The 23,044-nt window shown below is 69.7% G+C and carries 16 protein-coding genes and 1 riboswitch; of the genes, 7 read left to right on the forward strand and 9 right to left on the reverse strand.

Features of this window, described 5'->3' with window-relative positions:
* Positions 1 to 40: 40 nt before the first annotated feature.
* Positions 41 to 1,393, forward strand: coding sequence for a multicopper oxidase family protein (locus ACN469_RS42800; protein WP_498778070.1), 1,353 nt, complete (start codon positions 41 to 43; stop codon positions 1,391 to 1,393).
* Positions 1,394 to 1,448: 55 nt separating this feature from the next.
* On the opposite strand, the gene ACN469_RS42805 is transcribed toward ACN469_RS42800, so the two are convergent.
* From ACN469_RS42805 to ACN469_RS42845, 9 genes are all read right to left on the reverse strand, one after another.
* The gene (locus tag ACN469_RS42805; protein ID WP_498778072.1) at positions 1,449 to 2,540 is read right to left on the reverse strand and encodes a Rieske 2Fe-2S domain-containing protein; all 1,092 of its coding nucleotides are present in this window, start codon (positions 2,538 to 2,540) and stop codon (positions 1,449 to 1,451) included.
* Between the two features lie 33 nt (positions 2,541 to 2,573).
* Positions 2,574 to 5,060, reverse strand: a complete 2,487-nt coding sequence (locus ACN469_RS42810; RefSeq protein ID WP_498778074.1) for a heavy metal translocating P-type ATPase — start codon at positions 5,058 to 5,060, stop codon at positions 2,574 to 2,576.
* 93 nt (positions 5,061 to 5,153) lie between these two features.
* Positions 5,154 to 6,137 carry a GIY-YIG nuclease family protein gene (locus ACN469_RS42815; RefSeq protein WP_498778076.1) on the reverse strand — a complete coding sequence of 328 codons (984 nt, stop codon included), beginning with the start codon at positions 6,135 to 6,137 and terminating at the stop codon, positions 5,154 to 5,156.
* Positions 6,138 to 6,339: 202 nt separating this feature from the next.
* Positions 6,340 to 6,921: an RNA polymerase sigma factor gene (locus ACN469_RS42820; RefSeq protein ID WP_498778078.1), complete on the reverse strand. Its 582-nt coding sequence runs from the start codon at positions 6,919 to 6,921 to the stop codon at positions 6,340 to 6,342.
* A complete protein-coding gene (locus ACN469_RS42825) occupies positions 6,918 to 8,222 on the reverse strand; it encodes a cupredoxin domain-containing protein (RefSeq protein ID WP_498778080.1) in 1,305 nt (434 codons plus the stop codon). The genes ACN469_RS42820 and ACN469_RS42825 overlap by 4 nt, the downstream gene beginning before the upstream one ends.
* Before the next feature lie 47 nt (positions 8,223 to 8,269).
* Complete coding sequence (locus ACN469_RS42830; RefSeq protein ID WP_498778082.1) at positions 8,270 to 11,443, reverse strand: efflux RND transporter permease subunit; 3,174 nt, start codon at positions 11,441 to 11,443, stop codon at positions 8,270 to 8,272.
* Complete coding sequence (locus ACN469_RS42835) at positions 11,443 to 12,630, reverse strand: efflux RND transporter periplasmic adaptor subunit (protein ID WP_498778084.1); 1,188 nt, start codon at positions 12,628 to 12,630, stop codon at positions 11,443 to 11,445. Before ACN469_RS42835 ends, ACN469_RS42830 begins: the two co-directional genes overlap by 1 nt.
* A complete protein-coding gene (locus tag ACN469_RS42840) occupies positions 12,627 to 13,160 on the reverse strand; it encodes a hypothetical protein (RefSeq protein ID WP_498778086.1) in 534 nt (177 codons plus the stop codon). The genes ACN469_RS42835 and ACN469_RS42840 overlap by 4 nt, the downstream gene beginning before the upstream one ends.
* A 38-nt stretch (positions 13,161 to 13,198) precedes the next feature.
* Positions 13,199 to 14,443: a TolC family protein gene (locus ACN469_RS42845; RefSeq protein WP_498778088.1), complete on the reverse strand. Its 1,245-nt coding sequence runs from the start codon at positions 14,441 to 14,443 to the stop codon at positions 13,199 to 13,201.
* A 392-nt stretch (positions 14,444 to 14,835) separates the two neighbouring features.
* A riboswitch (SAM-I-IV-variant riboswitch) is annotated at positions 14,836 to 14,956 on the forward strand.
* Positions 14,957 to 15,249: 293 nt separating this feature from the next.
* On the opposite strand from ACN469_RS42845, the gene thrA reads away from it, so the two are divergent.
* The 6 genes from thrA to ACN469_RS42875 all read left to right on the forward strand — a co-directional run bounded on the left by thrA (position 15,250) and on the right by ACN469_RS42875 (position 22,876).
* Complete coding sequence (gene thrA / locus ACN469_RS42850) at positions 15,250 to 17,751, forward strand: bifunctional aspartate kinase/homoserine dehydrogenase I (protein WP_498778090.1); 2,502 nt, start codon at positions 15,250 to 15,252, stop codon at positions 17,749 to 17,751.
* A gap of 31 nt (positions 17,752 to 17,782) precedes the next feature.
* Entirely contained in the window at positions 17,783 to 18,910 is a 1,128-nt protein-coding gene (locus ACN469_RS42855) for a trans-sulfuration enzyme family protein (RefSeq protein WP_498778092.1), read from the forward strand.
* Entirely contained in the window at positions 18,822 to 19,979 is a 1,158-nt protein-coding gene (locus tag ACN469_RS42860; RefSeq protein ID WP_498778094.1) for a trans-sulfuration enzyme family protein, read from the forward strand. Before ACN469_RS42855 ends, ACN469_RS42860 begins: the two co-directional genes overlap by 89 nt.
* Positions 19,980 to 20,239: 260 nt before the next feature.
* Complete coding sequence (gene cysK, locus ACN469_RS42865) at positions 20,240 to 21,208, forward strand: cysteine synthase A (protein ID WP_498778096.1); 969 nt, start codon at positions 20,240 to 20,242, stop codon at positions 21,206 to 21,208.
* On the forward strand, positions 21,205 to 22,206 hold the full coding sequence (locus tag ACN469_RS42870) for a methionine ABC transporter ATP-binding protein (RefSeq protein ID WP_498778098.1): 1,002 nt from the start codon (positions 21,205 to 21,207) through the stop codon (positions 22,204 to 22,206). Before cysK ends, ACN469_RS42870 begins: the two co-directional genes overlap by 4 nt.
* On the forward strand, positions 22,196 to 22,876 hold the full coding sequence (locus ACN469_RS42875) for a methionine ABC transporter permease (RefSeq protein WP_498778099.1): 681 nt from the start codon (positions 22,196 to 22,198) through the stop codon (positions 22,874 to 22,876). Before ACN469_RS42870 ends, ACN469_RS42875 begins: the two co-directional genes overlap by 11 nt.
* Positions 22,877 to 23,044 lie beyond the last annotated feature (168 nt).

The following is a 23,044-nucleotide window of genomic DNA, read 5'->3' on the forward strand; positions in this document are numbered from 1 at the left end:
GGAGACGACGGTCCATCCGGGAGCGATGACCCGGCGAGGCATGCTAGCGACAGCTGGCGCCACGCTCGCGGGTGGTGCGTTGCTGCTCCGGGGTGGCGTCGCACAGGCGCAAGCCGCGCCACGTGCGACCTCACCGAGTGTGGGCCGACGGGACTGGCTGTCGCCTGGAATGCCGAACCGGGACTATCGCCCCGTCATCGTCCCGAACGGCTCGAAGCTGCCGTGGAAGGTCGTGGACGGCGTAAAGGTCTTCCACATGGTGGCCGAGGAGGTCGAGCACGAGCTGGCTCCCGGGCTGAAGGTCCACTGCTGGGGCTACAACGGCCAGGTGCACGGGCCCACCATCGAAGTCGTCGAGGGTGACCGCGTCCGGTTCTACGTCACCAACCGGCTGCCCGCGCCCACCACCGTGCACTGGCACGGCCTGCTGTTGCCCAACGGCATGGACGGCGTGGGCGGCCTCAATCAGAAGTCCATCGCCCCGGGCGAGACGTTCCGCTACGAGTTCACCATCCGCCAGTCCGGCACGGGCATGTATCACTCGCACCATGACGAGATGACGCAGATGGCGCTCGGCATGGTGGGGCTGTTCATCATGCACCCGCGTCGTCCCGTGGGCCCGCGCGTGGACCGCGACTTCGCGCTCATGCTGCACGAGTGGCGCGTGGACCCTGGTGCGCGACGGCCGGACCCGAACGAGATGACGGACTTCAACCTGCTCACGTTCAACGCGAAGGCGTTCCCGGGCACGGAGCCGCTGGTGGTGCGCCAGGGCGAGCGGGTGCGCATCCGCCTGGGCAACCTGAGCGCGATGGACCATCACCCCATCCACCTGCACGGCTACCATTTCCGCATCACCGAGACGGACGCGGGACGCATCCCCGAGTCCGCGCAGTGGCCGGAGACCACGGTGCTCGTCCCGGTGGGCAGCACACGCACCATCGAGTTCGTGGCCGATGCACCTGGCGACTGGGCCATGCACTGCCACATGACGCACCACCTGATGAACCAGATGGGCCATGACCTGCCCAACCTCATCGGCGTGAAGCCGGGTGGGCTCGACGCGAAGGTGCGCACGCTGCTGCCGGGCTACATGACCATGGGGCAGACAGGAATGGGCGACATGGTCGAGATGGGCATGCCAGTGCCCGCCAACTCCATCCCCATGAGCGGAGCGCGAGGCAAGCACGACGTCATCACCATGGGCGGCATGTTCACCGTGCTCAAGGTGCGCGAGCGGCTGGACGGCGACGGTGACCCGGGCTGGTACGACAACCCTCCAGGCACGCTGGCGGTGGCGGCGAACACGGAGGAACTGCGTCAGGACGGCATCGACGTGAATGCTCCACCCAAGGCACTGCCCGCATCACCTGCGGGGTTCCGACAGGGCTGAGCAACGCCAAGGAGTTCGCCCAGCCCACGGGATTCGCTGGCTGGGCGAACCATCCTCAGGTCCGCATCTTCAGCCGCGTCTCATGCACGGCATCACCGACCGCGCCGGGCTTCTCACGCTCGGCGGCGCGCAGCAGGCGGAGGATGCCGGGCCCGAGCACGTCAATCTCGGTGGAGGCATACGTCTCCGTGCCAAAGCGGCGGATGCTCTCCGTCTGCGTCCGCAGGATGCGCGCGTCCTGGCTGAAGATGTGGAGCGCCACGGGCATCGCCACCGGAAGTACCGCGCGCAGCAGCCAGCGCGGCAGGGGCAGCCGGAACGTCACCACCGCGTAGACCAGCGTGTCCCAGTCCGACACGGGCGTCATCGCCGAGGTGACGATGATGTGGCTGCCCTCGCCAATCCGGTACTCCACCTGGGCAATCGACGGCATCAGGAAGCGGTCGAAGTGCTGCACCACGCCGCCGCCCGGAGCCAGCAGCCGACCCACGACACCACTGGGACGAGGCTCACCGATGTACTCGGCCTCCACCTTGTCCGCGCTCCGACGCACCACCACGTCAATCTCGTTGCGCTTCTCCTCCGTACGGAACAGGCCCCCGTGCAGGTAGGCCGTGTGCGGCACGTCGAGCGTGTTCTCCAGCGTGGCATGCAACGAGCCCGGCGCGCGCAGCACGCGGCGAACAGTCGTGTACTCGCGCGCGTCCAGCAGCGGGAAGCGGAACGGCTCCGTCGTCGGCTCCGCGCCCGGCGTGGAGTACACCCAGACGAAGCCATCCTGCTCGCGCGTCGCATAGGACGTCGCGCAGCGGGTGCGGGCCTCGGGCTCGCCGAGGAAGCCCGGGATGGCGCGGCACTGCCCGCCCGTATCGAAGCGCCAGCCGTGATAGCCGCACTGGAGCTGCCCCTCCTTCACGCGCCCCAGCGACAGGGGCACGTTGCGGTGAGGGCAGCGGTCCATCAGCGCGCCGGGCTTGCCGCCCTCGCCCCGGAACAGGACGAGCGGCGTGCCCTGGAGCGTGCGCGCCAGCGGCTTGTCGCCCAGCTCGCGCGACGAGCAGAGGATGAACCAGGCATTCGGCAGGTGAACGACGGAGACATGACCGGCGGCCGCACCTGGGGTGCGCGCCTCCTCGCGGGAGCTCATGGAACGCAGTCTAATAGGAGCCCCCTCCCCGGCCTACAGCTTCAGCCGCCGCAGCCGGAGCGCGTTGACGATGACCGACACCGAGGACAGGCTCATCGCCGCGCTGGCGAAGATGGGGCTCAGGAGCAGGCCAAAGAAGGGGTACAGCACGCCCGCCGCCAGGGGCACACCCAGCAGGTTGTAGATGAAGGCGAAGAAGAGGTTCTGCCGGATGTTGCGCAGTGAGCCCTGACTCAGCCGCCGCGCCCGGACGATGCCCCGCAAATCTCCCTTCACCAGGGTCACCCCCGCGCTCTCCATCGCGATGTCCGTGCCCGTCCCCATGGCGATGCCCACATCCGCCTGGGCCAGCGCCGGCGCATCGTTGACCCCATCCCCCGCCATGCCCACCACGCGGCCCTCCTTCTGGAGCCGCTTCACCACGTCACCCTTCCCCTCCGGCAACACCCCCGCGATGACCTCGGAGATGCCCAGCCGGCGAGCCACCGCCTCCGCCGTGGTGCGGCTGTCTCCCGTCAACATCACCACCCGCAGCCCCTCCTGACGCAGCTGCGACAGCGCCTCCGGCGTCGACTCCTTCACCGGGTCCTCCACGCCGAGCAGCCCCGCCACACGCCCCGACACCGCCACCAACACCACCGTCTGCCCCTCCTGACGCAGCGCCTCCGCGCGAGCCGACAGGTCCGTGGCCTCCACGCCCCGAGCATCCATCAACGCCGCGTTGCCCAGCGCCACCTCCACGCCATCCACCCGTCCCACCACGCCCTTCCCGGTGTCCGAACGGAAGTCCTCCACCGCCGTCAGCACCGCGCCACGCCGCCGCGCACCGGAGACAATCGCCTCCGCCAGCGGGTGCTCACTGCCACGCTCCAGGCTCGCGGACAGCCGCAGCAGCTTCGCCTCGTCGAAGCCCTCCGCGGGAACCACCGACACGAGACGCGGCTTGCCCTCGGTGAGCGTCCCCGTCTTGTCCACCACCAGCGTGTCCACCGCCTCCAGACGCTCCAGCGCGGCGGCGTCACGAATGAGCACACCCGCCTGCGCGCCCCGTCCCGTGGCCACCATGATGGACATGGGCGTGGCCAGCCCCAACGCGCACGGGCACGCGATGATGAGCACCGCCACCGCGTTGACCAGCGCATGCGCCAGCCGAGGCTCCGGCCCCCACACACCCCACACCACCGCCGTCACCACCGCCACCACGATGACCACCGGCACGAACACGCCGGCCACCTTGTCCGCCAGTCGCTGAATCGGTGCACGGGTGCGCTGCGCCTCGCTCACCCGCTGGACGATGCGCGACAGCAGTGTGTCCTTGCCCACCCGCTCGGCCCTCATCACCAGCGAGCCCGTGCCGTTCACCGTGCCGCCCGTCACCTTCTGGCCCGGGAACTTCTCCACCGGGAGCGACTCGCCCGTCACCATCGACTCGTCCACCGCGCTGGCGCCCTCCAGCACCTCACCATCCACCGGCACCTTCTCGCCCGGCCGCACCCGCAGCCGGTCCCCCGGATGCACGTGCGCCAGCGGCACGTCCTCCTCGTGCCCGTCCTCACGCATCCGCCGAGCCACCGGAGGCGCCAGGCTCAAGAGCGAGCGCAGTGCCCCCGACGTCGCGTGACGAGCCCTCAGTTCCAGCACCTGACCCAAGGCCACCAGGGTGACGATGACGGCGGCGGCCTCGAAGTAGAGCGGCGCCGTGCCGCCATGTCCCGTGCGCAGCCCCTGCGGCAACACGTCGGGGAAGAGCGTGGCGAAGACACTGAATGCATACGCCGCGCCCGTCCCCAGGGCGATGAGCGTGAACATGTTGAGGTGCCGGTTGCGCACCGATGCCCAGCCGCGCTGGAAGAAGGGCCAGCCGCCCCACAGCACCACGGGCGTGGCCAGCACGAGCTGCGCCCAGGCCAGCACCGAGGCAGGCACCGCGTGCTGCACGGGCTGCCCCGGAATCATGTCCGACATCGCCAGCACCAGCAGCGGCACCGTGAGGCCCATGCCCACGCGGAAGCGCAGCCACATCGACTTCAGCTCGGGGTCTGGAACGTCCTCCGGCAGCACCGTGCGCGGCTCCAGCGCCATGCCGCAGATGGGGCAGCTCCCCGGCCCATCTCGCACCACCTCCGGGTGCATCGGGCACACGTATTCGACGTGCGTCTCCGGCACGGAGAGCGTCTCCGGCTCCAGCGCCATTCCGCACTTCGGGCAAGCCCCCGGGTGGTCCTGACGCACCTCCGGGTCCATGGGGCACACGTACATCGCCCCTGGCGCGGTGGGCGCTGGCTCCTGCTTCTCGGCGGGCGCGAGGAAACGCGCCGGGTCCGCGCGGAAACGCTCCCGGCACTTCGGGTTGCAGAAAGAGTAGGTGTGCCCGTCGTGCTCCAGGCTGCCGCCCTTGGGAGCGGACGGGTCCACGCTCATCCCGCAGACAGGGTCGACGGCGTGAGCCCCCTCGCTTGGAGGCAGGGGGGGCGTCGGAGGCGAGTGGGTGTGAGGGCCCGGGTGGGAGTGGCGATTCATGATGCGTCTCTCCTTTCACCCAGGCCAACGAGCTACCCGGCCAGCTCTTACAGGTGACTTTCGGAGAGTGTGCGCACGCCCCGGCCCTCCCGCTCACTTCGGAGGTTCGTTGTAGCCCGCGTCCCCGTAGGGCTTGAGGCGCTCCAGCCACAGGTTCTCCAGCACCTGGAGTTCCGCCTTCAAGTCCGTGCCGGGCTCCTCGGGAGGCTCCAGCACATCGAGCACCTCGAAGGAGAAGCTGTCCGCGCCGTAACGGTTCCAATCCTCCAGCAGCGCGGGGACGCGCGGCATGCCGCTGGTCATCTCGAAGCGGATGCGGTTGAGCATGCCCGGGACGTTGAGCGACGCGCCCACCAGCACCTTTCCATTGGCGCGATTGCGAACGGCATACACGCCCATCGGTGGTGGCTTCTCCTTGTACTCGCGCTTCAGGTCCGAGCGTCGCGCTCGGCTCGAATCCGTGGACGACATGGCGGACTTCCTTTTGTGATGAGGAGACGAGGACTCGGCGGTGTCATCGCCGCACAGCTTCAACAGGCGTTGCTCCAGTCGCGCATGCGCCTGGGCATCGAGCGGCTCCAGCCAGTTGGGCCCCGCCAGCTTCCAGTCGACGTCGGACGGGTCCAGGCCCAGCGCGGTCAACAACGCGGGCTGGCAGATGAAGAACTGCTCACGGAAGGGAAAGAGCTGACCTCCCGAGACGCGCAGCGAGGCGACGGCCTCTTCGTATGTCGCGAACCAGTGGTTGAGGAAGTTGGGGCCCGCGCGGGCGAGCAGCCGCTCGAAGTCGACCCGAGGCGCGTCCCGAGCTTCCAGCGCGTGCTTCAAGTCACTCCAGGTGGCGTGTCCCTGCTCCCGCGCGATGACGGCCAGCACGTGCTTGCGTTGCACCGTCTCCCGACGCGCGAGCACCTCGCCAAGAGACAGGCCCGCGTAGGCAGGCAGCGCGCGCAGGCGCTCCGCGGCCCGAGTCGCCCGCACCGAATCAGACGAGCCCAGCTCCTTGAGCAGGAGCGAAACGCGGACCTTGCACTCGTGGAGGGAGAGGGGTTCGGCGTGGCGTGAGACGGTTCCCATGAAAAGTCCCTCGTTGGCGGCCCCACCCGTGTCACGGGCCGTGGAAGGAACTCATCGGAAACTGTGGGCCTGCCGGGAGAAGCGAGGGTGACGTCGTCTTTTCGGGAAGGCGCCCCTCGGCACCTCACGAAGAGTTAACGGCGGGAGCACCGCTTCGGCAAGTGCTTTCTCCGGCCGTCCGAGGGCCCCACCCTCCGCCTGCTCAGGAGCGAGCCTTGCACGAACAGTCCAGGCAGCCATGGGCCGCGCAGGAGCCACAGCTCCGCTCGAGCTGCTTCTTGAGGGCCTGCCTCGCCCGGTGCAGGCGCACGCCCGCGTTGTTGGGGGTGATGCCGGCCTCACGCGCCACGTCGGGAACGGCGCGCTCCTCCAGGTCCACCTGTCGCACCAGCTCCGCGTACTCCGGCTTGAGGGTGGGAAGGAGCGTCCCCACGCAGGCACAGATGGTCTGCTTCAGCTCGGGGTCCTCGGCGGGCTCCTCGGCCTCGCGGGCCTCGCGAGCCAGGGCACGCGCCTCCACCTGCTGGTGACGGTGGTGGTCCACCAGGGCGTTGCGCAGGAGCCGGTAGAACCACGTCACCGCGCCCTCGGGCTCCGGCAGCGCGTCGCCCTTCTCCAGCGACTTCACGAAGGCGGACTGGAGGATCTCCTCGGCCGTCGCACGGTTGCCCACGCGCTGCTCCACGAAGGCGAGGAACTGGCGATGGTTCTCCACCAGCGCGCGCGTCACCGCGTCGCCGTCCTCCCGTGTCGCCTCGACGTCCGTGTGCCCGGGCTCGCTCATCTCACCACCAGCATGCCCTTCATCATCTGCATGCCGCAGGTGAAGGGGAATGTGCCGACCTTGTCCGGAGTGAAGGCCACCACTGTCTCCGACAGACCAGGCAGGGGACGCTGGATGCCGAAGTCGGGGATGAGCAGCTCGTCACCACACCCGCCGGAGTCCTTGCGCACGAAGCGCAGTCGTACGGGCACACCCTGCTTCAGCGTGACCTCGCTCGGCTGGTAGCCCCCCTGCACCGTAATCGTCACCTCCTGCACCGCGTCGCCCGTCGCCTCCGGCGACTTCGTTGACGACTTCGGCGCGTCCACCGGAGTCAGCAGGAAGCCGATGAAGTACTCGGGGTCTTCGGGCAGGGGCAGGCGCACCGTCACTTCGCGCTCGGCGTCCGCGGCCGGAAGTGTTCCCGTGAGGAACGCTCCCGTGGGCTCGGGAACGAGCGGCGTGGACGCAGTGCCCACCTCCACCGTCCCCTTTCGTCCCACCAAGGGGAGCGGTTGTCGGAAGGCATCCGTCACCCAGACCCGCACCTCACCCGAGCGCAGCGACAGCACCTCCAGATGCGTGTCTCCGCTCATGGCCACGACACCTCCATGGAACGGAGTGTGGTCGTGCTCCAGGGCCACGGCCTCGGCCACCACGCGTCCCTCGACTTCCGTTCCCTTCACGTGCACCCGCTGGCCCACGCGCGCACTCAGCAAGGTCTTCGCGTCCTGCCCCGGCGCGGCGAATACGAGCACCGGGGCGCCCCCTTCCTTCACCATCGAGTACACGCCGCCCTGCTTCGCACAGGCCTCGGCGCTGAAGCCCACGGGAGGAGGGGTCGGACACGGCGCGAGGCGGAGCGTTCCCACGAGTCCTCCGCCATGCCCGTTCGACTCCAGATGCGCGGCGAAGCGAGCCACCTCCGGCTTCCCGTCACGCACCACCGTCACCACCATGGCCAGGTGGTCATCGGAGTGCTCCGGCCCCTGGCCCGTCAGGTGGTCTCCCGACGGAGTCAGCGCGACGTTCGGATAGCCGCCCTTGGCCACCTTCACGGAGCCGGTGGCGCCCGTCACGGGACGCGGCGTCATCGCCTCGTCCAACAGGTACACGCGGTAACCACCGTCGCGCGTGGTCACCAGTTCCAGATGTCCTCGGGGCGTGGACTCCACCTGTCCCCCGTGAGGCGCCGCGTGGGCATGGGCCTGTTGCGCGGAGTGGGCCACCACCACGGCGGGCGTGGGCTCGGGCGCGTCCTTCTTGCTGCATCCGACCACCAGTCCCGCCGCCACGAACACCGCGAAGATTCTCTGTCCCATCGAACGCACCATCCCTCCAGACTCCAATGTCTCGCGAGGCCCGTTCATCACCACGAGCCCGCCAGTCGCTCCGCCTCGGGCTTCGGCCCGGGAAGCGTCAGGTCATCTTCGGCGCGCGCCGCCGCCTTGCGCGCCAGATAGCGCTCCAGGGCCGGACGCCCGAAGCGATAGAACACAGCCGGAGTGACGAGCAGGTCCAGCAGCGTGGAGCTGATGAGCCCGCCGAGGATGACGGTCGCCACCGGGTGGAGGATTTCCTTGCCCGGTGCCCCCGAGGCGAGCGCCAGCGGCACCAGCGCCAGCCCCGCCGTGAGCGCCGTCATCAGCACCGGCACCAGACGCTCCAGCGAGCCTCGCAGCACCAGCTCGCGACTGAACACCTCGCCCTCGTGCTCCACGAGGTGGAGGTAGTGCGAGATGAGCATGATGGTGTTCCGACTGGCGATGCCGCACAGGGTGACGAAGCCCACCAGCGTCGCCACCGACAGCGGCTGACCGGTGAGCACCACCGCCGTCACGCTGCCCACCAACGCGAGCGGGATGTTGAGCATCACCTGCGCCACCAGTCGCACCGAGCGGAAGTGCGCGTACAGCACCAGGAACATGCCCGCGAGTGACAGCAGCGACAGCAGCGCGATGAGCCGCGTGGCGGACTGCTGACTCTCGAACTGGCCCTCATAGGAGAGGAAGGTCCCGGTCGGCAGCGTCACGCTGGCGGCCACGCGCTCGCGGACCTCCTCCACCGCGCCACCCAGGTCACGTCCCGCCACGTTGGCCATGATGACCACGCGACGCTGGAGGTGGTCATGGTGGATGACATTGGGCCCGCGTGACTCCACCACGTCGGCAATCGCGGCCACGGGCACGCGCGCGCCGGACGGAGTGTCGACCAGCGCCCGACGAAAGGCCTCCGCGTCCACCCGCGCGCGTTCCTCGTACCGCACCAGCACGTCGAAGGTGCGCTGCCCCTCCAGCACCTGTCCCACCACCACGCCGTTGAAGGCTTTTTCGAGCTGCTCCGCCATCGCGCCTGGCTGCACGCCCAACCGCGCCGACTCCTCGCGCTTCAGGCGCACCTGGAGCTGGGGAATCAACGTCTGCTGCTCCACCTGGAGGTCGACGACTCCGGGCACCTGCGCCATGACCGCGCGGACCTCTTCCGCCTTGCCTCGCAGCGCATCCAGGTCTTGTCCGAACAACTTCACCGCCACCTGCGCGCGGATGCCCGACAGCAGGTGGTCCAGGCGATGGGAGATGGGCTGGCCCACGGACACGGACAGGCCGGGCAGCACCGCCAGCCGCTCGCGGAGGTCGGCCAGCACTGCCTCGCGAGGGCGCCCCCCTTCCTTGAAGTCCACATCCAGCTCCGAGTAGTGCACGCCCTCCGCGTGCTCGTCCTGCTCGGCGCGGCCCGTGCGTCGCCCCACCGTCTTCACTTCGGGCACGGAGGCGATGAGTCGCTCGGCGAGCAACCCGAAGCGGTTGGACTCCTCCAGCGAAGTGCCCGGAGGCGCCAGCACGTTCACCGTCGCGGTGCCCTCATTGAACGGGGGGAGGAACGAGCGGCCCAGGAAGGGCACCACCGCCACGGCGGCGAGCACCAACAGCGTCGCGCCCACCAACACCGGCTTCGTGTGACCCAGCGCCAGGTCGAGGACGCGCCGCGCCCTCGCCTTCAACCACCGCACCAGCGCCCCGTCGCCATGCTCCAGCAAGCGGCCCCGCGTCAGCAGATACGCGCACATCGCCGGTGTCACGGTGAGCGACACGAGCAGCGAAGCGAGGATGGACACCACATAGGCCACGCCGAGCGGCGCGAACAGGCGCCCTTCGATTCCACCCAACGCGAACAGCGGGAGGAAGACGAGGACCACGATGAGCGTGGCGAAGACGATGGAGCCTCGCACCTCGGAGGACGCCCGGTAGATGACCCGGAGCACGGGCTCCGGTGGGTCCTTCAAGCGGTTCTCCCGCAGACGTCGATAGACGTTCTCCACGTCGACGATGGCGTCGTCCACCAGTTCGCCCACGGCCACCGCCAGTCCTCCGAGCGTCAGCGTGTTGATGGACAGACCGAAGGCCTTCATCACCAGCGCGGTGATGACAAAGGACAGCGGAATCGCGGTGAGCGTTATCGCCGTGGTGCGCAGGTTGACGAGGAAGAGGAACAGCACCACTACGACCAGGAGCGCGCCATCTCGCAGCGCCTCCACCACATTGCCGACGGCGGCCTGGATGAAATCCGCCTGTCGGAAGAGTGTCTCCACCCGCACGTCCGCGGGCAGCGTGAGCCGGAGGTCCTTCACCGCCGCGTCCACCTGCTCCGTGAGGGCCAGCGTGCTCGCGCCGGGCTGCTTCTGCACGGCGAGGATGACGGCGGGCCGCCCGTTCATCCCACCGTCACCGCGCTTCACCGCGGGCCCCACGTCCACCTCCGCGACCTGGGAGAGGCGCACCGGCACACCGTCGCGCACCGCCACTACCGTCCCACGCAGGTCCTCCACGGAGGCGCTGCGCGCGAGGTTGCGGACCAGATACTCACGCCCACCCTGGTCCACGAAGCCACCCGTGGTGTTGCCTTGAGCGAGGCCCGCCGCGCGCTCCACGTCCTCGAACGTGAGGCCGAAGGCCAGCAGCTTCTCGGGCGCCACGCGCACCTGGAACTGCTTCACCCCGCCGCCCAGCACCGTCACCTGCGCGATGCCCGGAATGGTCAGGAGGCGCTGACGCAGCACCCAGTCCGCCAGGGAGCGCAGCTCCAGCGGGGACGTGCGCCCCTCCTCGCTCTGTACGCCGAGCAGGAGGATTTCTCCCATGATGGAGGACACGGGCGTCAGGTGGGGCGTCACGTCGCGCGGCAGTCGCTCGCGCGCCACTTGGAGCCGCTCGGTGACGAGCTGTCGGTCCAGGTAGATGTCAGTGCCCCAGTCGAACTCCACGTAGACGATGGACAGGCCCACGCCGGAGGTCGAGCGCACCCGCTGGACTCCTGGAGCGCCGTTCATCGCCGTCTCGATGGGCGTGGTGACGAGCGTCTCCACTTCCTCGGGAGACAGACCTCCGGCCTCCGTCATCACCGTCACGGTGGGGCGGTTGAGGTCCGGGAACACATCCACGGGCAGACGCGTGAGGGCCCAGCCGCCGTAGAGCAGCACCGCCACGGCCGCCAGCACGACGAACAGGCGGTGACGCAGCGAGAAGAGGATGACGTGGTCGAGCACTACCGTCCTCCCTTGGCCAGCCTCAACGCCGCCACCCCGGTCACCACCACGCGCTCGCCGGCCGTCAAGCCCTGGCGCACGGCTCGCCACGCGCCGTCGGTTCCGCCCAGCACGACGGGCCTCAGCTCGAAGGCCTCCGGCGCGGTGTGGACGAAGACGAAGGTCCGCCCCTCATCCTCCACCACCGCCTCCCTCGGCACCGCCAGCTCGTCCTTCTGGCCCCCTTCTCCGAGCGCCACGTCCACGAACATGCCCGGACGCAGGCGACCGTCCTTGTTGTCGACCTCGAACAGCACGCGCACGCTGCGCGTCGACTCATCCACCATCTGCCCCACGTGATAGGGCCGCGCGGGGAAGTGCTGGCCCGCGTAGGCGGGCGTGGACACCAGCGCGCCCGTGGTTCCCTCCGCGCGCGCCACGTCTCCCTCGAAGACCCGCGCCTCGACCCAGAGGACGGAGGCATCCAGCACCGCGAAGAGGGCGCGGGACGGGTCCACCTGCTCGCCCACGGATGCGCGCGCCTCCACCAGCACCCCGTCGATGGGCGAGATGAGCGAGAAGCGCGCGGAGCCCTGACCCTGACGTGCTCCCGCGAGCACGTCTCGCGCGGACTTCGCTCGGCTCCACTCCTGCTCGGCCGTGTTCACCGCGAGCCGCGCCTGTTGGACCTCCTTCTCCGCCACCACGCCCTGGAGAGACTCCAGGCGCGTCAAATCTCGACGGGCCTGCTCCAGTGCTGCTTGCGCGCGCACGGCCTCGGCTTCCGCCTGGAAGTGGCTGGTCGACAGTCCCGTGGACTCCGACGTGGACAGACTCTGCTGCACCAGCGCGAGCACCTCACCGCGCTTCACGCGCTGGCCCACGAGCGGCACGGTGCCATTCGCGGCGAGCACCCGGCCCGACACGGGTGCGGACACCTGCGCGAAGCGGTCCGTGCGCGGCACCACCTTCCCCGGCGTCACCAGTCGCGACTCCAGGGAGCGCACCGCCGCGCGCTGCGTCCGGACCTCCAGGAGGAACTGCGTCTCCTTCGGCACGGTGAAGGATGCGCCCGCGACGATGGGCTGCTGAGCCGTCGTGGGCTTCCCGTGTGGCTCTCCGGAGTGCGCCAGGGCGAGGGAGCAGGAGAGAGACAACGCGAGCGACAGCATCCCGCGAGCCATGAGGGAGACCGAGGACCCGCTCATGGCTTCACCTTGTTGTGCCGGTTCATCCACCACGCTCCCGCCACCAGCAACAGGACGACACCACCCGTGGCGCTCCAACCCACCGGTCCGCGCAAGCCCGGACTCGCATCGGCGGCGGCGTGCTCCGAGGACAGATGCACTGTTCCGAGCGCCAGCACGTCCAGGTCGTTTCCACGCGTCACGGTGACCACCGCCGCCAGCTCCGCTCCGGGTGGCAGCTCGGCGTCGACCACGTAGACACCGGGGGATTGCAGCTTCGGAACCAGCGTCTGCACGGTGGACCCGGTGAGCGTCAGCTCCAGATGGGCGCTGCTCACCGGGGCGTTCGTCTCCACGTCCGCGACCCACAAGCGCACGGGCGCCTTCGCGGCCTCCGCGTGCTCCGGGTGCTTCAGTACCACCTCGAACACGTCTCCCGTGGCCGAGAGGACGTGCAAGGCCTCGCCCGACATGGACGCGGTCGCGGTGTCTCCGTGGGTCGCGCCTTCATGGGCCAGGACTGGCAGCGACATGCCAACCATCAGCAGCATCCACCGCGATGCCCTCATCGTGACCTCTCGTGCGGTCCTCATTCCGGCACCTCGCCCGTAGGCATCCGTCCCACCGAGCGCAGCAAGGCAGTGCGCGCACGCGCCAGCGCCGCCGCTGCATCCACCGCATCCGCCGAGGCGGCGAAGGACCTGTCCCTGGCGAGCAGCAACGCGTCGAGCCCCAGTTGCCCCGCCTCATAGGCGCGGCGCACCAGCTCCAGGTTCCGGTCCACCGAAGGGCGCACCGACACCAAGGCCGTGTGCGCCGTTCGCGCCGCTTCGAAGGTCGTGCGTGCCACGGCCTGCTCGGACTCCACCTCACGAGCTCGCGCGACGCGCTCCGACTCACGCACCTTGAGTCGAGCCCGAGCCTGGGCCAGCTCTCCCTGATTACGGTCCCACAACGGCAGCGGCACCGACAGTCGAGCGATGAGGAGGTGTTCGGTGTGCAGGTCCGTGAAGGCACCGTGGGCTTCTGGCCGGCGCTCACGCTCGTAGCCCAGGGACAGCGTGGGATTGGGGATGCGCTCGCGGCGCAGCAGGTCCACCTCGGAGCCCGCCGCGGCCACCTCCGCGCGGGCGGCCACCAGGGTCGGTTGTTCGCCCGTCAGCTCCGACGGCAAGGCATCCGTCGCCGCGATGAGGAGGGAGACGGTGAGCGGAGCATCCGCCGAGCGCCCCAGTCTCCGATTCAACTCGACGCGAGCCGCCTGCGCCTCCGCGTGGGCCTGTGCGAGTCGAGCCTCCGCGCGGGCTCGCTCCAGGGTCGCGGCATTGCGCTCCAGCTCCGACACATCTCCCACGGTGAAGCGGCGCACCGTCGCGACCTCCATCTCACGGGTCAACTCCAGCGCCTCGCGCGCCAACGTGAAGCGAGCCTCACGCCGCTCCAGCTCCACCGCCGCATCCACCGCGCCCGCCGAAGCGCTCAACATCGCGGCCTGACGTCGCGCGCGAGCAGCATCCTGAGCCAACTTCGCGCGGTCCAGTCTCAAGCCACGCTGGCCCGCGACCTCCAGCATCTGGCTCAGCACGACTTCGGTGCGCTGCTCGCCTTGTGCGCCCGTGAGGGCGTCACTGACGACCGCCACTTCAAGAGAGGGATTGTTCCGAAGCCAGCGGCCATCCGCCGCACGCACGCCCTCCGCCCCCTCCTCCTCGGCACGCGCCGCCGCGACCTCCGGACTGCGGGCGACGGACTCCGTCGCCACGCGCTCCAGCGTCCACGCCTCCGGGGGCGCGACAGCCAGCACGAGTGACAGGGCAGCGGGCACGAGCAACATGCCCACACACCAACGCAAAGAGCGTACCCACTCCGGGGACCAACGATTCCAACAGGTTGGGGGCGGGTGGAGCGCCAGCAGGTGTGACCAACTCCATCACACTGTGATGGGCCCAGGCGAACACGGTCGACGTGCCAGGGGTCGACGCGCACTCCGCATCGTCTTCATCCCACCAAGAAGCGAATCACTCGAAGTGTGGCCCTGCTGTCTCTGCTGGGCGCCTCACGCCTGCGGTGCACCCGACGAAGCCATCCACGACATCCGGCTGTTCACGGAGAAGTGCGTTTCCGACATGACCAACTCAAGCCAGTGCCTTCCGTAAGCACTCAACAAAGACATTCCTGAGGGGATGTGCGGCGCCTTGACAAGGCCCCGCATCCCGTTTATCTCGCGTGCAGCATCAAGAGCGGTACCGCTTCGGCGGTGGCCCGACAACCTGGAGACGGACCTCCAAGGTGTCCAAACGATGCGGCTCTGGGAGCAGGTGCTCCACGGGCAAACCAAGCGTCCGAAGCGAGGCAGCTCCTCAGCTTCGGTGAGAGAGGACCTCCGTGGTTCCATCCACCTCCGCCGCATCCCCTCGCGCCACGCAGCTCCCCCGCCGCGAGAGCGCTCGAATGCGCCGCGCCCGCCACGTCACCGTCCCGCGAATGCGCGGGCCGCTACACGCCGGCTAGGGCTCCCACTCCACTCCCATTCCTTTCTTCGTCGGCGCCCTGTCGCCGCGCTCGCTCGACGTGTGTCGACAGCGCGGCCTCGCGCCCACTCATGTCTTCAGGGCCATGGCCCTCGTTCGAGGTTCGCGGATGAGCAGCAATTCCTTTCGGGTGATGAAGTTTGGCGGCTCCTCCGTGGGCTCACCTCGCCGACTGCGCCAGGTCATCGAGCTGATTGGCAAACACTCCCGCACGGGTCCGCTCGCCGTCGTCGTCTCCGCGATGGGCGACACCACCGACTGGCTCCTGGAGGCGGCCGACCTCGCCACCCGAGGCGAGCTGGAGGGCTCGCTCACCGTGGTGGCCCGCATCGCCCACCTCGCCAAGACGAACGCAGCCGCGCTCCACCCCGCGCAGTCCACCACGCTCGCCGCGCGCGTCGACCAGCTCCTCGCCCCGCTTCAGCAGCTCCTCCAGGGCCTCTCCCTCACCCGTGAGTGTTCCGCCGCCTCCAAGGACAAGGTGCTCTCCTTCGGTGAGCTCATCTCCGCCACCCTCCTGGCGGAGCTGCTCAGGGCCGCGGGCACCGACGCCCACCTCCGCGACGCCCGCCTGCTGCTCGTAACGGACGACACCTTCGGCGCCGCGCGCGTGGACGCGGCCCGGACGCGCGAGCGCCTCCAGTCCGCCATCGCCGAGTGGGGCACCACCGTCCCCATCCTCCCTGGCTTCATCGCCGCGACCCTGGACGGACGCACCACCACCCTGGGCCGCAACGGCTCCGACTACACGGCGGCCCTGGTGGCTCAGGGCCTGGGCGCCTCCGAAGTCACCGTGTGGACCGACGTGCTCGGCCTGCACACCGCCGACCCGGACCTCGTCAGCGACGCGTACCCCGTGGCCCACCTCACCCATGGCGAGGGCCTGGAGCTCGCGGCCGTCGGCGTCCGCATGCTGCACCCGCGCACGATGATTCCCCTCATCGAGGCCGGCATCTCGCTGCGCATCCGCAACACCATGCACCCGGACCACCCGGGCACGCTCATCGACGCCATCGGCTCGCGCGACGGACAGCGTCCCACGTGCATCGCCACGCGCGAGGACCTGGCCCTGCTGGGAATCGAGGTGCGCAAGCTCTCTGACCAGTTCCAGCTCGGCGAGCGCGTCCTGGCCGCGCTGCGCGCCGCTCGCATCACGGTGTGGATGACCGCCCAGTCCGCCAACGGCCAGTCCATCGCCCTCGTCGTCCCTCGGCCGGACGCACTGCGCGCCCGCAACGCCCTGGAGACAGAGCTCGCGCAGGAGCTGGCCCGCCGCGAGGTGGAGCCGCTCGGCGTACGCGAGCCGGTGACGCTCGTCACCCTGGTGGCCGAGGCGATGGGCCATGGCGTCAACGTGGCGGGCCGCTTCTTCAGCGCACTGGGCGCGGTGGGCGTCGGCGTGCGAGCCAGCGCACAAGGCGCCAGCTCACGCTCCATCTCTTGCGTGGTGGACGCGGAGGACACCGCCATCGCGGTGCGTACGACGCACGCCGCCTTCAACCTCGCCCATCAGCAAGTCAGCCTCTTCCTGCTCGGCAAGGGCACCGTGGGCGGACAGCTCCTCGCGCAGCTCCGCGCCCAGCAGGAGCAGCTCCGCCAGCGCCACGGAATCGCGCTGCGCGTGGTGGGCATCGCCGACAGCCGACGCACCCTGTTCGACTCCGCCAGCCTCGCGCTGGACGGAATCGAGGAGCAGCTCGCTCGCGTCGTCCGAGGCGAACCCGGCACCCGCGCGCTGGCCCCGCTGCTGGACGAGCTGCGCCGGCTGCCCGTGCCCATCCTCGTCGACTGCACGGCGGACGGCGACGTGGCCTCGCTCTACACGGAGGCGTTCCGTCGAGGCATCCACGTCGTGGCCGCCAACAAGAAGCCGCTCGCCCTGCCCTGGAACGAGCGCGAGGCGCTGCTCGCCGAGGCCCGCCGTCACCACGTCGCGTACCACTACGAGACGACGGTGGCCTCCAGCCTCCCCGTCATCGACACGCTCGCCAACCTGGTGCGCACCGGCGACACCGTGCGCCTCATCACCGCGTCCCTCTCCGGCAGCGTGGGCTTCATCTGCAACGAGCTGACAGCGGGCGTCCCCTTGTCCACCGCGGTCCGCACGGCCCGCGAGCGGGGCTTCACCGAGTCGGACCCGCGCGAGGACCTGTCCGGCGCGGACGTGGCGCGCAAGGCGCTCATCCTCGCCAGGGAGCTGGGCCTGTCCCTGTCGCTCTCCGACGTCGCGCTGGAGCCCTTCGTCCCCGAGCCCTCGGACGCGGGCGACTCCCCCGAGTCCTATCTGCGAAGCCTCCGCGCGCTCGACGCGGAGTACACGCAGAAGGTGGAGCGCTGCCGACAGTCGGGCACCGTGCTGCGCTACCTGGCGCGCATCGACCCGACGCGGCTGGGCACCGATGCGCCTGTCATCCGCGTGGGCCTCACCGCCGTCGAAGCGGGCCAGCCCGCCGCGGACCTGCGCGGCTCCGAGTCCTTCGTGTCCTTCACCACCACGCGGCACAGCGAGTTCCCCCTCACCGTGCGCGGCGCCGGCGCGGGGGGCGCTGTCACGGCATCTGGCGTGCTCGCGGATATTCTCCGCATCTCCCAGACGCTTCGGGGCCGCTGAGCCCCGCCCACCGGGAACCAGGAGCCACCTCATGAAACTCGCCACCGCCCTTGTCCACGCCGGCACTCGCAGAGACCCGACCACCGGCGCGGTCGCAGTGCCCATCCACCAGTCCGCCACCTACCAGCACCCCGCGCTCGGCCAGTCCACCGGGTACGACTACTCGCGCACGAAGAACCCCACCCGCGCCGCGCTCGAGGACGCGCTCGCGGGCCTCGAAGGCGGCAGCCGGGGCCTCGCCTTCGCCTCGGGCATGGCCGCGTTGCACTGCGCGCTCCAGCTCCTCGGCCCCGAGGACCACCTGGTCCTCACCGAGGACCTCTACGGTGGAACGTTCCGACTGGTGGACAAGCTGCTCCACATCCCCCACACCTTCGTGGACACCACGCGGCTGGACGCGGTGCGCGCGGCGCTGCGCCCCAACACCAAGGCCCTGCTGGTGGAGTCGCCCACCAACCCGCTGATGAAGACCGCGGACCTGCCCGCGCTCGCGGACCTCGCCCGGAAGGCGGGCGCGCTCTTCATCGTCGACAACACCTTCAACACTCCGTTCCTCCAGAGACCGTTGGAGGTGGGCGCGGACATCGTCGTCCACAGCGCGACGAAGTATCTGGCCGGCCACAACGACGTCGTCGCCGGAGCGCTCGTGGTGAAGGACGCGGCGGTGGGCGAGCGGCTCGCCTTCATCCAGAACGGCATCGGCGCCATCCTCGGGCCGCAGGATTCCTACCTGGTGATTCGCGGGCTCAAGACGCTCGCGCTGCGCATGGAGCGCCACCAGTCCAACGCCCGCGAGGTGGCCGCGTTCCTGTCGAGCCACCCCCAGGTCGAGCGCGTCTACTACCCGGGCACGGGCGGGATGCTCTCCTTCAACGTCACCGACGCGGCCCTGGTGCCGCAAGTGCTCGCCGCCGTGCGCATCTGCCTCTTCGCCGAGTCCCTGGGCGGCGTCGAAACCCTCATCACCTTCCCCGCCACGCAGACCCACGCCGACATCCCCGTCGCGCGCCGGGAACAGCTTGGCATCACCGACCGACTGCTTCGCCTCTCCGTGGGCATCGAGGACAGCCATGACATCATCTCCGATTTGGCCCAGGCGCTCGAAGGGCGCTCCCAGCCCGTCGAGCTTCGCGACCCGACTGCTGCACACGGGTCATGAAGTCGACCCGGTGACGGGCGCCGCCGCGGTGCCCATCTACCAGGTCTCCATGTTCGACCAGCCGGGCCTGGAGCACTCCGGCGAGTTCGACTACGCCCGCTCCGGCAACCCCACGCGCAAGGCGCTGGAGGGCGTGCTCGCGTCGCTGGACGAGGGCGCCGGGGCCTTCGCCTTCGGCTCCGGCATGGCCGCGCTGTCCACGGTACTGATGCTCTTCAGCGCCGGGGACCACCTGGTCGTCACCGACGACTGTTACGGCGGTACCTACCGCGTGCTCACCCGGGTGTTCAGCCGCTTCGGGCTCAAGGCCACCTTCGTGGACACCTCCAACCCGGACGCGGTGCGCGCCGCGTTCCGCCCCAACACCAAGGGGCTCCTCGTCGAGACGGTGAGCAACCCGTTCCTGCGGCGCACCGACGTCACCGCCATGTCCATCCTCGCGCGGACGTACGGCGCGCTGCTCATCGTCGACAACACCTTCCTGTCGCCCTACCTCTCGCGTCCGCTCACCGAGGGCGCGGACATCGTCATCCACTCCGCCACCAAGTACCTGGGCGGACACAGCGATGTCATCGCGGGGACGGTGGCGGTGAAGACGCCGGAGCTCGCGAAGGAGGTCTACTTCCTCCAGAACGCGGTGGGTGCGGTGCTCGGGCCACAGGACTGCTTCCTGCTCCAGCGCGGCATCAAGACGCTGCAGGTCCGCATGGAGCGACAGGTGCGCACGGCCGGAGCGCTCGCGCGCTGGCTCGGAGGCAGGCCGGAGATTCGAGAGGTCTTCTATCCAGGCACCGGCGCGGTGGTGTCGTTCCGGCTCGCTCATGACTCCATGGCGGCGACCTTCGTGGACTCGCTGCGGCTGCCGCTGCTCGGCGTGTCGCTGGGCGCGGTGGAGAGCATCATCACCGTGCCGGCGAGGCACTCGCATGCCTCCGTGCCCGCCGCCGAGCGCGAGCGACGGGGAATCACCGACAGCCTCATCCGCTTCTCGGTGGGACTGGAGGACCTGGAGGACCTGCAAGCGGACCTCGCGCTCGCGCTGGGCCGGGCATTGAAGGAGGCCGCATGAAGGGGAGGTTGGGTTGACAGTCTCCGGCGGATTGGTTACGTCCTGAAGCCGATGCTCTGCTTCGTCGCTCCGTTCGGGTCCTGTTGTCGCGGCATGTGTTGCCGCGTCACGACGGGTCCGTCCGTTCGAGCGTACTGAGCGTCCTTCGCGCACAGGCGTGTCCGGCCCGTCCCCCAGAAACCTGGAGACGGGCCGTTCCATTTTCCCCACACGCCGGGGCGCAGCATCGCGGTCCCGGCCCCCACCACCGAGAGACGCGGATGCCCAACAACATCTACCCCGACGTGACGCAGCTCATTGGCCGCACGCCCATCATCCGCCTGTCTCGCGTCGGTGGCCCTGACGCAGCCACGCTGCTGGCGAAGGTCGAGTCCTTCAACCCCGGTGGCAGCGTGAAGGACCGCATCGGCCTGGCGATGATCGAGGACGCGGAGAACAAGGGCCGCCTGCGTCCGGGCATGACGATTGTCGAGCCCACCAGCGGAAACACGGGCGTGGCCCTGGCCATGGTCGCCGCGGTGAAGGGCTACCGCATCATCCTCACCATGCCGGAGAGCATGAGCGTGGAGCGCCGCCGCATCCTGGAGGCCTATGGCGCGGAGCTGGTGCTGACGCCCGCGGCCAAGGGAATGAATGGCGCCGTCGAGGCGGCCGACGAGCTGCTCAAGGAGCTGGGCCCCAAGGGCTTCATGCCGCAGCAGTTCCGCAACCCGTCCAACCCGGAGATTCACCGTCGCACCACGGCGAAGGAGATTCTGGGAGACCTGGACGTGCGCAAGCTCGACGCCTTCGTGGTGGGCATCGGCACGGGCGGCACGATTACCGGCGCGGGCAGCGTATTGAAGAAGGAGAACCCGTCGCTGCAGGTCATCGCGGTGGAGCCGCTGCGCTCGCCCCTGCTTACCCAGGGCAAGGCGGGGCCGCACCGCATCCAGGGCATCGGCGCCAACTTCGTGCCGGAGGTGCTGGACCGCTCCGTCTACGACGAGGTCATCGACGTCGCGGATGTCGACGCGTACCTCGCCGCGCGGGAGCTGGCGAGCCGTGAGGGGCTGCTCGTCGGAATCTCCAGTGGCGCGGCGCTGCACGCGGCCCGTCAGGTGGCCAGGCGTCTGGGGCCCGGCAAGACGGTGCTCACCGTGCTGCCCGACACGGGTGAGCGGTACTGGAGCTCGTTCGCGGCGTTCGCCGAGGAGTTGGCGAACACACCGCAGGGAGTCGGTGGATGATTGAGCTGCGCGGTATCAGCAAGGTGTACAGGCAGGGCGGGCGCGAGGTGTCGGCGCTCCAGGACGTGTCGCTGCGGGTGGACCCGGGAGAAGTGTTCGGCGTGCTCGGACAGAGCGGCGCCGGCAAGTCCACGCTCATCCGCTGCGTCAACCTGCTGGAGCGCCCCACCCAGGGCCGCGTGCGGGTGAATGGGAAGGAGCTGCTGTCGCTGAGTCCCGAGGAGCTGCGCCTGGCGCGGCAGGGCATCGGGATGATTTTCCAGCACTTCAACCTGTTCTCCTCGCAGACGGTGGCGGCCAACGTCGCGTATCCGCTGGAGGTGGCGGGGCTGCCGCGCGAGCAGATTCGCGCGCGCGTCGCGGAGCTGCTCTCGCTGGTGGGCCTGTCGGACAAGGCGGACACCTACCCGGCGCGGCTGTCGGGTGGGCAGAAGCAGCGGGTGGGCATCGCCCGCGCCCTGGCGCCGCGTCCTCGCATCTTGCTGTCCGACGAGGCGACGTCGTCGTTGGACCCGGAGACGACGCGCTCGGTGCTGTCGCTGCTCCGGGATTTGAACCGACAGCTCGGCCTCACCATCCTGCTCATCACCCACCAGATGGAGGTGGTGAAGGCCATCTGCGACTCGGTGGCCGTGCTGGAGCAGGGGCGCCTCGTCGAGCAGGGCAAGGTGGTGGAGCTGCTCTCCCGTCCTGGCACGCATCTGCATGGGCTGTGCTACCCGCCCTTCACGACGGGCGAGAGCGCCGTGCTGCGGGGTGGTCAGCGGGTGGAGCTGTCGCTGTCGGGCGAGCACTCCACGCGCCCCATCCTCTCCACCCTGGCGCGCCGCTTCGACGTGGACGCGCACCTGCTGGAGGGCTCGCTGGAGCGCGTGGGCGAGGCTCGCGTGGGTCGGCTGCTCTTCGAGCTCACGGGTGCTCCGGACGCGGTGAGGCAGGCCCTGGCGTTCCTGCGTGAGCAGGGGTTGACGTCGGAGGAGGCGGCCCATGTCTGGTGAGCTGACGCAGGCGCTGTGGGTGGCCACGTTGGAGACGCTCTACATGACGTCGGTGGCCACGGTGCTGGTGGTGCTCGCGGGGCTGCCGCTGGGCGTGCTGCTGGTGCTGACGGACCGGGGAGGACTGTGGGAGCGCCCGGCGTTGCACCGTGTGCTGGGCACGCTCGTCAACGTGGGGCGCTCGGTGCCCTTCATCATCTTGATGGTCGCCATCGTTCCGCTGACTCGCCTGCTGGTGGGCACCACGATTGGCACCACCGCCGCCATCGTTCCGCTGGTCGTCGCGGCGATTCCCTTCATGGGGCGCGTGGTGGAGCAGGGGCTGCGCGAGGTGGACTCCGGGCTGGTGGAGGCCGCCATCGCCATGGGCTCCACCCACCGGCGCGTCATCTTCCGCGTCCTGCTTCCGGAGGCCCTGCCGTCTCTCGTGCGCGGTACGTCGCTCGTGGTTATCAGCCTGCTCGGCTACAGCGCCATGGCGGGCGCCGTGGGCGGAGGTGGGCTGGGAGACCTCGCGGTGAAGTACGGGTACATGCGCTTCCGCACCGACGTCATGCTGGGCTGCCTCGCCGTGCTGCTCGCGCTGGTGCAGCTCGTGCAGTGGCTGGGTGACGGAGTGGCTGCGCGCTTCGACCACACCTCGCCCCACTCCCGCCGCGCACACGACTGAAATATCCGCCCGGTCTCGCTGTTGCCCGCGGCCTCTCCCTCGGAATCACACCTCATGAAGCCACCCGCGTCATTCCTCATCATCCCCCTGGCCTTCGCCGCCGTCTCCGTCGCGTTGCTCGTGGGGACGGGCTGCAAGAAAGCGGAGGCCCCCGTCATCGGCGAGGCG

Source organism: Corallococcus terminator (assembly GCF_049194865.1).
GTDB lineage: Bacteria > Myxococcota > Myxococcia > Myxococcales > Myxococcaceae > Myxococcus > Myxococcus terminator_A.